The 16,106-nt window shown below is 53.6% G+C and carries 13 protein-coding genes; 6 read left to right on the forward strand and 7 right to left on the reverse strand.

Features of this window, described 5'->3' with window-relative positions; translation table 11 throughout:
• Positions 1-20: 20 nt before the first annotated feature.
• From soxZ to CPAR_RS05505, 4 genes are all read right to left on the reverse strand, one after another.
• Positions 21-326, reverse strand: a complete 306-nt coding sequence (soxZ, locus tag CPAR_RS05490; protein WP_012502320.1) for a thiosulfate oxidation carrier complex protein SoxZ — start codon at positions 324-326, stop codon at positions 21-23.
• Between the two features lie 36 nt (positions 327-362).
• Positions 363-824 carry a thiosulfate oxidation carrier protein SoxY gene (gene soxY / locus CPAR_RS05495; protein WP_012502321.1) on the reverse strand — a complete coding sequence of 154 codons (462 nt, stop codon included), beginning with the start codon at positions 822-824 and terminating at the stop codon, positions 363-365.
• 147 nt (positions 825-971) lie between these two features.
• Complete coding sequence (soxX, locus tag CPAR_RS05500; RefSeq protein WP_012502322.1) at positions 972-1,325, reverse strand: sulfur oxidation c-type cytochrome SoxX; 354 nt, start codon at positions 1,323-1,325, stop codon at positions 972-974.
• Positions 1,326-1,380: 55 nt separating this feature from the next.
• Positions 1,381-2,676, reverse strand: a complete 1,296-nt coding sequence (locus CPAR_RS05505) for an NAD(P)/FAD-dependent oxidoreductase (protein ID WP_012502323.1) — start codon at positions 2,674-2,676, stop codon at positions 1,381-1,383.
• Positions 2,677-3,027: 351 nt separating this feature from the next.
• Here CPAR_RS05505 and CPAR_RS05510 point away from each other — a divergent pair, with 351 nt between their 5' ends.
• The gene (locus CPAR_RS05510) at positions 3,028-3,945 is read left to right on the forward strand and encodes a class I SAM-dependent methyltransferase (RefSeq protein ID WP_012502324.1); all 918 of its coding nucleotides are present in this window, start codon (positions 3,028-3,030) and stop codon (positions 3,943-3,945) included.
• Positions 3,946-3,960: 15 nt separating this feature from the next.
• Here CPAR_RS05510 and CPAR_RS05515 read toward each other — a convergent pair whose 3' ends face one another.
• Both CPAR_RS05515 and CPAR_RS05520 read right to left on the reverse strand, forming a co-directional pair.
• The gene (locus CPAR_RS05515) at positions 3,961-5,178 is read right to left on the reverse strand and encodes an NADH:flavin oxidoreductase (RefSeq protein ID WP_041466142.1); all 1,218 of its coding nucleotides are present in this window, start codon (positions 5,176-5,178) and stop codon (positions 3,961-3,963) included.
• A gap of 494 nt (positions 5,179-5,672) precedes the next feature.
• Positions 5,673-6,041, reverse strand: a complete 369-nt coding sequence (locus CPAR_RS05520; protein WP_156773381.1) for a hypothetical protein — start codon at positions 6,039-6,041, stop codon at positions 5,673-5,675.
• 757 nt (positions 6,042-6,798) lie between these two features.
• On the opposite strand from CPAR_RS05520, the gene CPAR_RS05525 reads away from it, so the two are divergent.
• Positions 6,799-10,467: a DUF3683 domain-containing protein gene (locus CPAR_RS05525; RefSeq protein WP_012502326.1), complete on the forward strand. Its 3,669-nt coding sequence runs from the start codon at positions 6,799-6,801 to the stop codon at positions 10,465-10,467.
• A 432-nt stretch (positions 10,468-10,899) separates the two neighbouring features.
• Positions 10,900-11,265 (forward strand): hypothetical protein, encoded by a 366-nt coding sequence (locus tag CPAR_RS11145; protein WP_012502327.1) that lies wholly within the window; start codon positions 10,900-10,902, stop codon positions 11,263-11,265.
• 15 nt (positions 11,266-11,280) lie between these two features.
• On the opposite strand, the gene CPAR_RS05535 is transcribed toward CPAR_RS11145, so the two are convergent.
• Positions 11,281-12,129, reverse strand: a complete 849-nt coding sequence (locus tag CPAR_RS05535) for an SDR family oxidoreductase (protein ID WP_012502328.1) — start codon at positions 12,127-12,129, stop codon at positions 11,281-11,283.
• A 174-nt stretch (positions 12,130-12,303) separates the two neighbouring features.
• On the opposite strand from CPAR_RS05535, the gene CPAR_RS05540 reads away from it, so the two are divergent.
• From CPAR_RS05540 to CPAR_RS05550, 3 genes are all read left to right on the forward strand, one after another.
• Positions 12,304-14,547, forward strand: a complete 2,244-nt coding sequence (locus CPAR_RS05540; protein WP_012502329.1) for a cation:proton antiporter — start codon at positions 12,304-12,306, stop codon at positions 14,545-14,547.
• Between the two features lie 104 nt (positions 14,548-14,651).
• Complete coding sequence (locus tag CPAR_RS05545; RefSeq protein WP_156773382.1) at positions 14,652-15,248, forward strand: C40 family peptidase; 597 nt, start codon at positions 14,652-14,654, stop codon at positions 15,246-15,248.
• Positions 15,249-15,501: 253 nt separating this feature from the next.
• Positions 15,502-16,092 (forward strand): YdcF family protein, encoded by a 591-nt coding sequence (locus tag CPAR_RS05550; protein WP_012502331.1) that lies wholly within the window; start codon positions 15,502-15,504, stop codon positions 16,090-16,092.
• Positions 16,093-16,106: the final 14 nt, after the last annotated feature.

Genomic DNA, 16,106 nt, shown 5'->3' on the forward strand with positions numbered 1-16,106 from the left:
GGTTCTCCTCTGTTTGGGGATTACATGGCCGCAATTGCTGCCTCGCCCTTTCCAGACTCTCCTTTGCTGTCCACCCAGGAGACACTGAGCATATCCCCCGCTTTGGCGCCGTCGAACTGAAACGACAGGTAAGGATCTTTCGAAACGCCAGGGCCGAGTTCTGCGCGGAAAACGGTGTCGCCTCCACAGGAGGCGGTGACCTCGGTAATGAAATGAGCCGGAACAAGCGCTCCGCTCTGATCTTTCCTGCGACCAGTCTCCATCGGATGCGGAATCAGCATCTTGACCGAGGTGACGTTATTCTGAATTGATGCTTTGATTTTCATGGTTTCACTCCGAAAATTGGTTTGAAAAATTGTCGATTAACCACCGCAGCCGCCGATGGTGACCTTGACTTCGCGGGTGGCGCGATAGAGCTTGCCGCCAGCCTGCGCAATGACGATCACATTGGAGGTTTTGGCCATCCTCATGCGGAATGAAACGTCGGGCTTCATGCGCGGCAGCACATCGAAGGATGCCACAAGCGGGTTGAAGTTAGCCGGAGTGAAAATGCTGAGATTGGTGACGCCGGGAATGGTGGTCGATACCGTGACAGGCACGAACGCACCGTTTTCGGCGATTTCAGGAGCTTTGATTTCGATTGCGGTTGAATCTTCGATCGGCTGAGAACCGTACTTGGCTGCGATAGCTGCATCGAGCTCGTTGGCCGTGAACGCCTTGTCGCTCCACTTGGCCAGAAGCGTGCCCGGCATCATCGACAAAACGGCAACCGAAGCCGCCGAACCGGCGACCGTTCTACAAAAATCTCGGCGGGAAATACCCATGTTTGCCTCCTGTTAAAAAAGGGTGTTAGTGGTTTGACCCTGCGGGGGTCTTGTTTAAAAAATCATTAAATCCGAATGCCGTGAAAAACGGTCATGAGCGATTCGAGGGCAAAGCGTACGGAGCGCTCAACGGGTTTTTCATGGCGTTCAAAGCGTATAGAGATAATCCACGATGAGGTCAACCTCTTTGTCGGTCAGAACGCCGTTCTTGCCGAAAGGAGGCATCATGCTTTTCGGATTCTTGGCCGACGCGTCCCAGATCTGCTCGCGAAGCACTGCTCTTTCAGGGAAACGCTCTTTCATCTGAATCATCGGTGGGCCGAAATTGCCGGGGAACTCACCGTCGGCAATCATGTGGCAGGCCAGACAATTGCCCTTGCCGCTATCGAAAGCCAGCGCCTTGCCTTTGGCAAGAGCATCCTGATCGACCTTGCCGGCAGCCTGTCCCAGCGCAGGCAACATGAGGATCGCCACTGCTGCGATAATGCCTGAAAATTTCATATGCCTCTTTATTTAAGTGTGTTGAAAATTCATGTCACCAATGAAAAATCACCGGTCAATGCCAGATGTCATAAGTGATTGCATGATACCATTGATCCGACTGCATGGCCTCCTCGGCAAGCTGTTTTGATGTCGCCTCCATCGACGTCAGGTGCACCGCTTCGGGCTTTTCGGTGATCCCCTTTGCGCTTCTGGAATAAGCCCCGGCTACGGAAACCGCGTAACCCGGCCCGATGAGGCTGTAACAAAGGCTTGAAAGATCGGGCGTTTCGACTGCCTTGCCCCCGAACAACTCGATCAACGAAGCGGCAAGCACCTTGGCCTGGGTATTGGCTGAAACTCCCGACTTCGGCATCGGCCCGGCCAGAGCCGAATCGCCGATCACGTGAATACCCGGCTGTTTGAGTGACTCAAACGTTACCTGATCGACCGGACACCATCCCGACTCGTCGACAAGCCCGGCCTCGAACGCAATCCGGCCCGCTTTCTGGGGCGGAATAACGTTGATGACGCCGCCCTTTTCATCACCGAATTCGGTCGAGACCGTCATCGTTGAAGGATCGAGACGCTCGACATGCCCACCGAACGAGCCGGAACGCCACTCGATCATACGCGGATAGAGCCGGTCCCAGCCTAACATGAACAGGTCCTGCTTTGTAAAAACCTCCTTGTCGTCGAGAATGAGGATTTTGGACTTCGGCTTGTGCTGTTTCAGATAGTTCGCGATCAGGCTCGCCCGCTCATACGGCGCGGCCGGACAGCGGAACGGATTCCTGGGAGCTACGATAATCACCTTGTCGCCATCCTTCATGGCCAGAAGCTGCCGACGGAGAAGATCGGTCTGCGGCCCGGCTTCGTAAGCGTGAGGCATGCTCGATTCAGCCGCCTGCTCGCTGTAGCCCTCGATGGAGTTCCAGATGAAATCCACGCCGGGAGAGACCACAAGCCGGTCGTAACCGAGCGATCTGCCACCTTTGAGCTTCACCGTTTTCTTCACCGGATCTACCGCCATTGCGTAATCGTGAACCACCTCGACGCCGTACTGTTGACGCAGCGCATCGTAATTCTGTGCGATAAAGCTCATGCTCCGCAACCCGCCGATCACCGAATTGCTCATCGGGCAGGTATGGAATACCGTTTTCGGCTCGACAAGCGTCACGGAAAGTTCGGAATCAGCCATTTTCAGATATTTGGCGACCGTCGCCCCGCCGAATCCCCCACCGATGACAACAACTCTTGCTTTGGCGCCAGCCGCCATAACCGGCAAACCCGACATTAGCAGTGATGAACTCGCGGCCACACCGGAAAGCAACAGCTTGTTGAATGTCCTGCGAGAAATCGTCTTCGCCATAGCTTGTCGTGATGTTCACTCATTAATGAGCCTGAGCATCGATGAAAATCATCCTCACCGATAACCTTCTATCGCATGAGCGCCCATCCTGACAAGGGTAAATCATACAATGAGGGGCGCTATATGATTATGTGGCTATATAACGAATCACTTGCAAATTTACAAGCAACAATTCCACATCATTCACCACTGTTAACTCTTCAGTCACAAAAAAGTCTGATCAGCCATAACCAACCGCGGCATCACGAGTAAAGAGAAAAGAGGATCGTTATATTTCCTCTGAAGCAAAAACAAGGCAGGGACAGGTCTCCCCCAACCTGATCGGACCAGCCCCGGCAAAGGATAAGAGCCATGACATCAACCTCTCAGCAGCAGTCGAGAAGCGCCTTGATCGAGGCTGGCATTCGTTGCGCACTCTCCCCTATGGTGGATGAGGATGACATCTGGAGCCGTTACAGCAACGACAAAACCGATATCGGCGAGCATCTGGCACGGGTCATCCGGACGCTGTCTGCGGCTGTGCCGCTGAACCGGAAGCTCAGGGCGCTCTCCATCGGCTCAAGCAGCGAACCGCAATTCCGGATCCTTGAGACCGCCTTCCGGGGTGGACTTTACCTGCTTGACATCGATCCGAACGCGCTTGAGACGGTCAGGGATCGGGTGACACGGCAGAATATCGGCCATGTCAGCATGATTGCCGCCGACTACAACGAACAGCTTCATGAGGGGCAACGCACCAGGCAGTTCCTCGAACAATCGCTCGACAACCGTCCCGTCGATCTCATTACCCTGCACCATTCGCTCTACTATTGTGAAATGGAGCAGTGGGTGCCGCTGTTCAGAAATATCCACCAGCACCTCCTTGCGCGATCGGGTGCGATTCACGCCGTGCTTATGGCGCCATCGAGCCGTGATCCGCTTACCACGACCTCGCTCTATAGCCGTTTCGCGGGCAACTATTTCGGCATCTGCAACGACCAGAGCCTGCCGGAGCTGAAACGCCGCCTCGAACGCCTGCCGGAGTTCCGGAACACGCAGCTCCACCTCAGCACAAGCAAGGTGCGGTTTTACGTCAATGATTTCGTCAAATTGATGAAAGTGGTCTGGATGATTCTGCTCTATCCGGGAGTGCACCAGTACAGCGACAGTCAGAAAAAACAGATCGCCTCGTATGTGTACGACACCTTTTACGCCGTACAACAGCCGCTGTATCAGGAGCAGCACCATCTGGTGCTCTATCGCGGCATCAGGTTTCGAGGACTCGGGTAATCTGAGGCTTGCCGGTCATGACCGATCAGGCAGGCGGCCTCTCCAGCATCGCAGTGATTCCTGTTCGATCATGATCGCGCAATAATTGCACATCGTGCATTTCGACATCGTCTGGCTGCCTTCACGGAACTTCCGGACAATTGCGGGATCGTTGATGAACGGCCGCGACATCGAAACGAAATCGGCCCGGCTACCTGAGAGCACCACCGAAGCATCTTCGAGCGTATGAATGCCGCCGACAACGATCACCGGCATCGAAACAGCTGCCTTGATCTCTTTGGAGGCCTGCACGTTATAACACCGGTAAGGTTTGGGGCTTGCCGGGAGAAACGGCGGCAGCACGCGCTTCAGAACCGGTTGGAGCAGCTGTGGGATTGAGGCGAATTTGAAATTGGCTTCAAACAGAGGATCGAGTGGCGTTTTTGGGCCCCTCATCACGGCCAGTCCTTCCGAAATCACGCCTGAAGAAACCTCGACAGCGGCACAACCGGCCTGCTCGAGCATCATGGCTATCTGAACCGCATCCTCCACCTTCATACCGCCCTTCATACCATCGTAGGCGTTGATTTTGGCCAGCACCGGAAAATCGCCAACCTTGCGATGGATGCTCTGCATGATCTCCGAAACGATGCGAAACCGGTTCTCGATCGAACCACCCCAGCGGTCGGTACGGCGATTGCTGAACGGTGACAGGAACTGGGCAAGCAGGTAACCGTGCGCGCAATGCAACTGCACGCCATCGAAACCGGAAGCCCTTGCCCGGACAGCGGCCCCGGAGAACGCCTCGATGATTTCCCGGATATCGCTGTCCGAAAGCTCGTGCGGAACCTCTTCAGTGAAAAAAGGATCCTTCTGCGCCGACGGAGCCACGGTTCTTTTGCCGGTCACCGCCGAGCGGGTCTGGCGACCGCAGTGGGCAAGCTGCGCGATAACCGGTGCACCTGCCTGGTGCACCGTATCGAGCAGGCGCCTGTATGCAGGCACCAACCTGTCGTCGTGCATCATCAACATTCCGGGAAAGCTGCTCCTGCCCTGCTGAAGCACGCCGGCATATCCGGCGATCAGCGCACCGGCCTCCCCTTTGGCCAGCCGCACGTAGAGCTCTTCAAGCAACTCGGTCGGAGCGCCATCTGCGTCGGCCATTCCCTCGTGGGTCGCCGAACGAAGAAAACGATTGCGAAGCCTGATCGAACCGATAGACGCCGGCTCGAACATTCGGTGATTTTCAGACATCCAGGGAAAGGTTAAAAGACAACACCAGGATCACCCTAACAATATGCAGCTGCAGCAGGACCGAAATCCGCCAATATCACCACAGGCCCTGATTAAAGCCGCGTAACAGCATGAGAATAATGCAAAAAACACAGGACAATAGCTATCGCCTCAATCATCGTTTTAAATAATACGTTAGAAACAAGAATAAAGACGCAGTAATTGCCGGAGGAAAATTATCAACCAAGCTATTGAGTACAGCAGAATCAGGAAGGGAAAACCATGAATCCTTTATGTATCATGGCGCGAAGTATCAGATCAGCACTAAACTGAGCTTCAGACTGCTTGCTGGAAATGGGTGACAACAAAGATAGGATAATGGAGCGCGTCGAGAGGCTTAGATCTTCGAGAAAACGATCACTCTTGCACTTTCGCAGTACGTCAGGGGCTAATCTATTGGAGATCTGTAGCGAGGAAATGCAAAGGCAACAAAAAAGAGAATGACGAACACGATCCTAAATCAGCCAGTTTTCTGCTTCCAAATAGCTTTGAAACGGCTTCATCTCAAAGGGAACTCTTTCACGACAAGCCTCTTCACAAAAAAGCTTTAACATGGCATACTGAAACCCTCCAGCTGCAAACATAGCACCTTTCTTCTTTGTGGCTCCAGCAGGAAAAAAGGTTTTTATCCTTTTAACCGTCTCAAAAAAATCGATGTTCGAAAAATCACAGATAACTTCCCCATCTAAAACCCAAAGAGAGTTCTTGTGAGGGTATTCAGGATGCAGCATTAAGGCTTGCTGCGCCTCAAAAAGTGCTTTCTGGTCAATATGACCAGTAATCGACACTTGAAGATAGTAGAGTTTGTTATAGACTTTGTACACGGACTGTAGTTGCTCAGTATTTTGAATAATAGTAAAAATATTGCGAAGAGGCACTACTGAACAGTACTAAACCCCATATTGAATCTATAAAATAAATCAAGCTGGCTCACAATTTTTTTTCATTGTTTGAGAGCACAAGGCTCTGATAAAAAGCTAAGCGAATCTGAAAAAATCATTCCAACAAGCTTATCAATCCACGCGCCCCTGCGCTTGACAATCAGCAATCATAGCCGGCTATACGAGTAACCATCGGCGAAGGCGAGCGTTATGTCCTGTCAAAAATATAGCAATAAGGACGTATTACACCAATAATAACACTCTCTTTTTCTTTTTTTACGGTTCTTTCAACACCAACACCGACGAGCCATTGATTCGGGTGTGCCAAAAGAGGTTATGGCGTGATGATTCCGGGAATGTTCATTGGCGCAACATGGTTAACTGGGTTAACAACCTCAAAAAAACGATGGTAAGGCAGATGCTGGTTATTCCTCGGTGATACCCAAAATCTCATATCGACACTCGTTAGAGTTGCTGCTGACTGAATGACAACAAAAGAGTTACAGGGGTTTTGGTTATATTGATAAACAAGTCAATCCCGGACTTAAAGGGAAGAGGCCCCGGCAGTTTGCCACTGCAGATTACCATAATGACTGGCGGATGCAAGAATTGCGCGACACTGTCGTCATTGATGATTAATCCCCTTTACCGGAAAAGAGATTGAGAGCTGAACAAGAAATTTTTGTTTTTAGTACGTCCTATGACTGTTAATAAAGAGCTTGAAATCGCGAAAACGGCTCCTGCCGTCAAACGCGAAATTCCATACAATTATACCTCCGCCAGCGACCGGCAGGCGATTTCGTTCATACTGGGCGAAGCTGTGGTGCGGCAGGTTGACGAGTTGCGCGATTTTCGCGTGACAGGGCGTTCCGCACGCCTGCTGATGCAGATTTTCGGTGACATCCTTATTCACGGACGCAATCCCTACCTGTTTCAGGAGCTGCTCGATTCGGAACGCCGCAGGAACCGTATTTTCGAACATGCGCGGAAAGATCTTGAAACCATCGAAGCATCGGCCAACGGCGATTCGAGGGTACTGGCCATCGTGCAGACCCTGCGTAAAAAGCTTGATAAATTTCGTGCCGAGATCGAAGTCATTCCTGCCTACCGCCAAAAGCTGAAGCGGGAGCTGGCGCCCATCGTTGGGACCAAAAATGTACTGTTTGATCCTTTCTCGATTGTCGCGCACGCTACTGACGCCACCGACTGGCGCTTGTACCTGCCAGTAGCCGTGGTGACGCCGGACAACGAGGCGCAGGTGGCGCCCCTAATCGCTGCTATCGCCAAGCTTGGGCTGCGTGTGATTCCGCGCGGTGCCGGTACCGGCCTGACCGGCGGCGCAGTGCCGCTGCGTTCGGATTGCGTCATCATCAACACCGAGAAACTGAACCACGTGCGTGGCATTAGCGAGCGGACGTTCCACTTGAAGGAGGGGCATTCAGTAACGGGTAAGGTGATCGAGGTCGAGTCGGGCGTCATCACCGAGGCGGCCATGCACCATGCCGACGAGCATGGCTTGGTGTTTGCAACCGACCCGACCAGCGAGTGGGCCTGCACCATCGGCGGCAACATCGCCGAGAACGCGGGCGGCAAAATGGCCGTGCGCTGGGGCACCTGCATCGACAATTTGCTGGAGTGGAAGATCGCCATGCCGGGCGGCAAACTGTGGACCGTTCGCCGAACCGATCATCAGCTTCGCAAAATTCTGCCAGAGGACACCGTGACCTACGAGGTGCTCGATCAGCACGGTGCGCCGCTAAAGCGCATCACCTTGCGCGGCACCGAAATCCGCAAACAGGGGCTGTGGAAAGATATTACCAACAAGGCGCTCGGTGGCGTGCCGGGACTGCAGAAAGAGGGCACCGACGGCGTCATCACTTCGGCAGTGTTCGTGCTCTATCCGAAGTACGAAGAGAAACGCACGCTCTGTCTGGAGTTCTTTGGCCCCGACATGGACGAAGCCAGCCGGGTCATCGTCGAGCTTGCCAACATCTTCCCCTACCGGGAGGTGGAGCATGAGGCGCTGCTCGCGCTGGAGCATTTCGACGACGAGTACATCCGCGCAATCGACTACAAAGTGAAGGCCACGCGGCCGCAGACGCCGAAAGCGGTGCTTCTGATCGATATCGCCGGCCACAACGAGGCAGAGGTCGACGCGGGTATCGAACGGGTGCGTGAGCTGCTCGGCAAGCACCCGAACACCCTGATGTTCGTCGCTCGCGACCAGGCCGAAGCCACCCTGTACTGGCAGGATCGCAAACGGCTCAGCGCAATCGCACGACGGACCAATGCCTTCAAGCTGAACGAGGATATCGTCATTCCGATCGATCAGCTTGCGGTGTTCGCCCGCTTCATCGACGATCTTAACGTCGAGGAGGAGCGTTACTCGCAGCAGCTCTATATTGACCGGGTTGAGACAATGCTGCACGAAAGCAGCAAACCGGCCAGCCTCTCTGCATTCGAGGCCAAAATCCCGGCTGGCCTCGCTCTGTGCGATCTGATCCGCGGACGTCTTGACACGGCTGATCCGCTGATGCTTCGCTCGCTGACGCTGGTTCAGGAGTTTCGTTCGGAACTGAAACAGCTCTTCCGCGGCTACCCGAAAACGCTCGATGCCATCGAGGCGGCATACAAGTACGTTCGGGACCGCCGTATTGTGCTGGCCACGCACATGCACGCCGGCGATGGGAACGTGCACGTCAACGTGCCGGTACTCTCGAACGATCGACCGATGCTGGAACGGGCAGACCACGTCATCGACCAGGTGATGGAAAAGGTGATTTCGCTGGGCGGCGTGGTATCGGGCGAGCACGGCATCGGCGTGACGAAGTTGAAGTACATGGACAAGGCGCGCATCGAAGAGCTATCGGCCTACCGAAACGAGGTCGATCCTGATCGCATCATGAATCCCGGCAAACTGGAGGATTACGAGGCGCTGAACCATATCTTCACCCCGTCGTTCAACCTGCTGGAGCTTGAAGCGCACATCCTGAAACGAGGCAAGCTCGAAGAGCTGTCGAAGAAGGTGGACCACTGTATCCGCTGCGGCAAGTGCAAGCCGGACTGCTGTGTTTACTACCCGGCACGCGGCATGTTCTACCATCCGCGCAACAAGAACCTGGCCATCGGTTCACTCATCGAGGCGTTGCTTTACGACGCCCAGCGCGAGCGTTCGACCGACTTCAGCCTGCTGCAATGGCTCGAAGAGGTAGCCGATCACTGCACGATTTGCCACAAGTGTCTCAAACCCTGCCCGGTAGACATCGATACTGGCGAGGTTTCGATACTGGAGCGGGAAATTCTCTCGGCACGCGGATTCAAAAACACGCCACCTATTACGAAGCTGACGCTCGACTACCTGACCAACCGCTCGCCGTTTTACAACCGGATTTTCCGCAATGCCGTGCTGCGGGCTGGCGGCGCTGCCCAGCGGACAGGAACGAAGCTCACTGCGCCACTTCAGACTTCGGAGGAGGCACAGAAAATGCTGCCACCGCTGCGCCTGCTGCGCTCGGCCGTACCGCCGGTGCCGGAAAAAACGCTGCGAGACGTGCTGCCACCCTGCGACAGCGATCAGGTGCTGGTGTTCGAGCCGGAGGGCAAAGAGGCCACCTCGACCGTCTTCTACTTCCCCGGCTGTGGCTCGGAGCGCCTTCACTCGACCGTGTCGATGGCGGCAATCCACATTCTGCTCGAAACTGGTACGCGGGTAATTCTACCGCCACCGTTCCTGTGCTGCGGCTTCCCGCTGCACGTCAACGCCAAAAACGACGAGTACGACAAGATCGTATTGCGTAACTCGGTCATGTTCAGCCAGATCAAGGAGATGTTTTCGTATCTCGATTTCGATGCCTGCGTCATTTCTTGCGGCACCTGTATGGAGGGGCTTGAAATTATGGATGCTCCGAAGCTGTTCGGCAATCGCATCGTTGACGTGTCGCGGTACGCCTTCGAAAAAGGGATGCGGGTCGAGGGTGGAAGCGCTCCCGAAAACCTCTATCACGCTCCGTGCCACGACTCGCTGAAAGGCAAGGCGTGTGACCTGTTGCGCGACGTCGGTGGATTCGGCAAGGTGACTGAGGTGCCGCACTGCTGTTCGGAAGCCGGTACGCTGGCACTTTCGAGGCCTGACATCACCGACTCGATGCTCCAGCGCAAACGAGAAGCGCTCAAGGAGTCGATGCATGGTTCGGCCACGGCAACCATCCTTACCAACTGCCCCTCGTGCGTACAGGGGCTTGGACGCAACCAGGATATGGGCGTGGAACCCAAGCACATCGCCGTTGCGTTGGCCGAAAAACTCTCCGGCCCCAACTGGCAAGAACGCTTCCTGGCCCAAGCCGCAAAAGCCCAGGCCGTACTGTTTTAGTTACAACAAGTCAGGGCGACCCGGTTGGTCGCCCTGATATTTCACTCGTCTTACTACAAGGCAGAGAGCACAATTCCCAGCCCATCCATTCACCGCTATTTCGTCTCGGCTCTCAACACAATCCTACAATTATGAAGAATTCTTGGGAAGTCGCGGCACAGCAGCCCACTTTTCTACATTATCGCAACTTATTTCTTTACTCTGTACACTATTTCATCTCCCCTCTTTTGCCTGATAAAATTTTCTTCATTCCTCCAATAACCAAACCTATCACTCTATTTTAAAATATCTTAATCTCATTACAAGATTGTGAGAAAACGATAAGAAGCCGCTGTTCTTTGTGCTTTCTGGCAATTTGGCATGTATTTTGCAATTCTTTCTTATAAAGATTCAGACCTAAGAATGCCATTAACGTCAAGCACGATAAAAGCCATGTATAGAATCATCAACGAAGCGGAATACATCGCGGTGACCTTCACCGGATCGGTCAGTTTTTCGGAACTTCTCGACGCCTTCCTGCGCATCACGGCTTTACCCGGTTTTGGCGAAAAGAGCCGAGTCTGGGTTTTTAAAGGCGATGATGACACAAGCCTTTCGCTCGCAACCATCTCGTCGGTCATGCCAATTATCAAAAAGCTGAACCAGAAGAGCAGAAAGAACAACAAGGTTGCCATTGTGTTGCAGAATGGCCTTCACAACGCCATTGTTGATCTCTTCGACGGCGACAACGGCCGGGGAGCTCGCCGTGTCGATCTTTTTGAAGATATGGATAGCGCCGTACAGTGGGTGGCTGCGTGAAAAGCATGCCTCTCGTTAATTGTTTCGACGCATCCCCCCGCTATCGAAAAATCGCTCCTTGCGATAGCCGAACCTTGAAGCAACAAGGCGGAGCAGCATCGTAATGACCGGCTGGTAGCGCACGGCACCGTCTCGTTTGTCGATTCGCCTGATCGCAGGCACAAGCCGTGCGGCTACTGTTTCGGCAGTTTCAGCCATGGCATTGAAAAAGCGCTTATGCTCAATCGTAGCGTCACGAAGCAGCAGCTCGGTCAGCACCAGCCCCGGGCTCAGTTCATGAACCCCGATGCTTCGATTGCTCGACCGTTCCAACTCTTCAAGCAACAACTCACTCATCAGGGCCACTGCGCGTTTTGAAGCGCGATGCGCAACCGAAGTCGGCGAAGAACGCAGTCCAGCCGATGAAAAGCCCATGTTAAAGAGATGATAAACCGGCTGTCCGTCTCCTGCCGATTGCCGGAGCATGGCTTTGAGCACTGCTGCACACACCATCATGCTGCCGGAAAGATTCGTGCGGCAGGTTTCATCGATGTCGTGCGGATCGAGCTGCCAGAGCGGACGGCGCATACGGCCTGCAGTTCCGGCATTGTTGATCCAGCGATGGATGATACCGAGCTTTGAAACGGCAAAATCAACAAATGTCGTGGCTTGCTCAGGATCGGAGATGTCACAAACCATGCCATAGACTTCACAGCTCGACACGGCCATCTGAAGCTGCTGCAACGCCTCATCGAGCTGCACTTTGCGACGGCCGCAAATCACCACCCGGTCACCGGCACGCAGAAACTCCAGAGCCATCGCCAATCCAAGCCCGGCAGTTCCACCTGTAATGACCACTCCCAATGATTGAGGAACGTTGCTCAATAGCCTTAATGCTCGGTTAGTTTTTTTGATCCAACGGGAATCTACGAAATATTCATCGGAGTGAGGATCACCTCTCCCCCGCTTTGTCCACCCATTACCTGTCAGCGCATTCGGATAAATTGTTTAAATTTCAGCGATACCACGATCCGAAAACCTTGAAGCGGACTCGCACGCATGGAGCATTACTACGTTGAACTTCTTCAGGAATTTCAGTTACCGCTGACCAATCCGGTGCTGATTTTTTCGCTCGTGTTGTTCATCATTTTGCTCTCGCCTATCGTCCTCAAGCGTTTTAATATTCCGGGAACGGTCGGTCTGATTCTCTCCGGCGTGCTGATTGGCCCCTATGCCCTGAATCTGCTTGAAAAAAGCTCGGCGGTGGATCTGTTTTCGACCATCGGCCTGCTTTACATCATGTTCATTGCCGGGGCAGAACTTCAGGTCAACGAGCTGAAGCGAAACCGCAATCAAAGCCTCCTGTTTGGCCTCCTGACCCTCATCGTGCCTATCGTTGCGGTTTATCCGGTGTGCCGCTATTTACTCAATTACAATGTGAGTGCGAGCCTGCTTACGGCCAGCATGCTTGCGACCCATACGCTGGTAGCTTATCCGATCGTCAACCGCATGGGCATTGCAAAAAACCAGGCCGTGCCCATAACGGTGGCCGGCACGATTCTGACCGACACCGCTGTCCTGCTGCTGCTTGCAGTCATCATCGGCTACAGTCAGGGCAATCTCACTCAGGAGTTCTGGCTCCACCTCGCCATTTCGCTCACGATTTTCACGATGATCGTCTTCATCGTACTGCCGTTTATCGCGCGTTGGTTCTTTACCAAGCTCGAAAACGAGAAGCATGCGCACTACATCTTTGTGCTTTCGGCCGTCTTTTTCTCGGCCTTCCTCTCCAGAGTCGCCGGGCTTGAACCGATTGTCGGAGCATTCGCTGCGGGCCTGGCGCTCAACCGGCTCATTCCGAACTCTTCAGCTCTGATGAACCGCATCGAATTTATCGGCAATTCCCTGTTCATCCCGTTTTTCCTGATCAGCGTGGGAATGCTGGTGGATCTCAGGGTGATCCTGAGCGGCCCGATGACCCTCATCATCGCAGCGTTGCTGACGGTGGTGGCGCTTGCAGGAAAATGGCTCCCGGCATGGGTGACCCAGAAGCTGTTCAAGTTGTCGGCAGCGCAACGGCAGCTGATCTTCGGATTGAGCAGCTCCCGGGCGGCGGCCACCATCGCGATCGTGCTGGTCGGCTATCAGGCTCGTATTCTCGACCTGAACATTCTGAACGCTACCATCATTCTGATTCTGGTGACGTGCATCGTAGGCTCAATGGTCACCGAAAAAGCCGCCAAAGAGATCGTCGTCGAGGAGAGCCAGGCAAGTCCGGTAGATGAGAGTGATGAGGCGAGCTTCTCCGAGCAGATTTTGCTACCGATCGCCGAAGGGTTGCCCTCTGAACGGGTACTTGAATTTGCGGTGCTCATCAGGGAGAAACGCTCGGCCAAGCCGCTGATTCTGCTGAGTGTGGTGCCCAACGACCACGAGGCTGAGTTGAACATGAAAAAATCCAAAAAGGCGCTGGAGCCGATGATCAACTACGCGGCTTCGTTCGATACGAAACTCGATATCGTGGCCACAATCGACTATAACGTCAGCAGCGGCATCAGTCGTATGGCAAGAGAGCTGCAAGCCGACCTGGTGGTGTATGGCTGGCCACTGCACAGAGGTTTCATTGCCCGGCTGATCAACGATTCGGCAGAAAGCATCGTCAACTGCACCAGCAAAACCACCATCATCTGCCAAATCACCCAACCGCTCGCTTTGCATCGCCGGTTGGTGGTGATCATTCCGCCGCTGGCCGAAATGGAGAAAGGCTTCGAGCAGTGGGTCGCGAAAATGACGCTGCTGTCACTGGAGCTGAGCATACCGATGGAACTCCACTGCAACAGCAAAACCCACGCCGCCGTGCTCGACAGCTTCGACTCGATGCAGTCGGCGCCCAAGTTGCTTTTCGAGCCGATGAAAAATGCACGCGACTGGGAAAACCTGTCCAGACAACGCAAGCGCTTCAAGGATGACGACATCATCGTGCTGGTCAGCGCCCGAAAGGATTCGCTTTCATACAAACCCTATTTCGACCAGAGCCCGGAACAGCTCGAAAAGCATTTCGGAGGCATCAGCAAAATCATGATCTACCCGGCCAGCTACGGTGCAGCCAATATTGCTGAAGGGTATGTTGACGTGGTCGTACCGGAACCGATTCGCATCGGCGCTTCGGCAATTCGGAAAGTCGGAAACGAGCTCGGTCTGTTCCTGAAAAAAAATCAGCAGCAGATCAGAAAAAAGATTCGCGATAAACGTCAAAACCAGCAAAAAACGCAGGATACCACAGAAAAGGGCGACAAGCCGTAAGGTTATTTCACAAAATGGTCGTATCGTTCAATTTATATGTCAGGACAAAGGCACTGAACACCCATTACCGGTATATGCGAGCAGAACATCTCTTCCGGCCAACCATGCCAATCATGAAACCTCTGGCATGTAGTTTTGTTCTCCTTCTCTCTTTGCTTCAAAGCCCTTCCTCGCTGAAGGCTGCCGAACCGACTGCTGAAATACCGGAAACCTGCCTTCCTGTGACGGCCATCTCCATGCAGGAAGAGCCATCGGCTTCGACAGCAAAAAATTTCTTCACCGACCTCAAAAAGTACTTCGGCATCCGATACCGCTTCGGAGGCGACTCCCCTGCAGGGTTCGATTGCTCGGGCTTCGTGCGCTTCATGTTCAGCAAAGAGCTGAATATTGAATTGCCGCACTCGTCGAGAGCAATGTCGGCAATGGGCATCCAGATTGATCGCAGCGAGTTGCGCCCCGGCGACCTGGTGTTTTTCAAAAACTCAGGCGATCGCATCAACCACGTCGGCATCTTCATCGGAAACGATACCTTCATTCACGCCTCGCTTTCCAGAGGCATCGCCCTCGACAGACTCTCTTCAGGCTATTTCCTCAAGCGGTACGCAACGGCTGTGCGCATTGTCGACCTGCCGGAGAGCCAACATCCTCAGAACGTAGACCTTCATTCCGACGCCATTGACGAGACCGGCTCACCATCGTGAGCTTGGCTTCTGCCAAAAACTCTCCGCAAAAACTCCCAAGGGCTAATCGCCAGGTGTTTTGATCGGTAAGAAATAGGTATATTAACCCCCTGAAATCGTATCGAAAGACGGTGCGATTGAACACAATACTCCCCTTCCTGAAGCTTGAAGCGATGAGGTTGACCCCCTGTATTGCATACATACGTCAATCATCAACCATACCAGGCCGTAATAAGGAATGTGGGCTGGGCGACACCGACCTTTTTGACGTAGTATGAAGTCATTCATAAAAATATCACTGCTGTTTTTTCTCATTACCAGCACTCTGTTCGCGACCGTTTATCTCGGTCTCGGCTTTCTGGTATCGCTTCACTCCACAAAACCTGAAAAGGCTGATGTAATCGTGGTCTTGGGGGGAGACAATGGCTTGCGGGTCGAAAAGGGCACTGAACTTTACAAAGCCGGCTATGCGAAAAACATCGTGCTGACCGGCATCGACAGCCGTTACTACAGTCCGAGTCGTCCCAATTGGCGTGAACGCCGAATGCTGGAAGCCGGAGTACCTAAAAAAGCGATCACGGTCGATATCTGGTCAGAAACTACCTGGGAAGAGGCGGAGAATACCTCGGATTTGATGGATAAAAAGGGGTGGAACTCAGCGCTTGTGGTGAGCGATCCGCCGCATATGCTTCGACTTCATAAAACCTGGACGCAGGCGTTTGCCGGCTCTTCGAAACAATTCATTCTGGTGACTACCGAGCCGGAGTGGTGGCATCCCTTGTTCTGGTGGCGTGATCCGTTCAGTAAACAATTCGTGATCAACGAGATCAAGAAAAACATCTATTACCTGCTGGCTTATTACTGACGGCAGCTTTTTTG

This window comes from Chlorobaculum parvum NCIB 8327, from assembly GCF_000020505.1.
Classification (GTDB): domain Bacteria; phylum Bacteroidota; class Chlorobiia; order Chlorobiales; family Chlorobiaceae; genus Chlorobaculum; species Chlorobaculum parvum_A.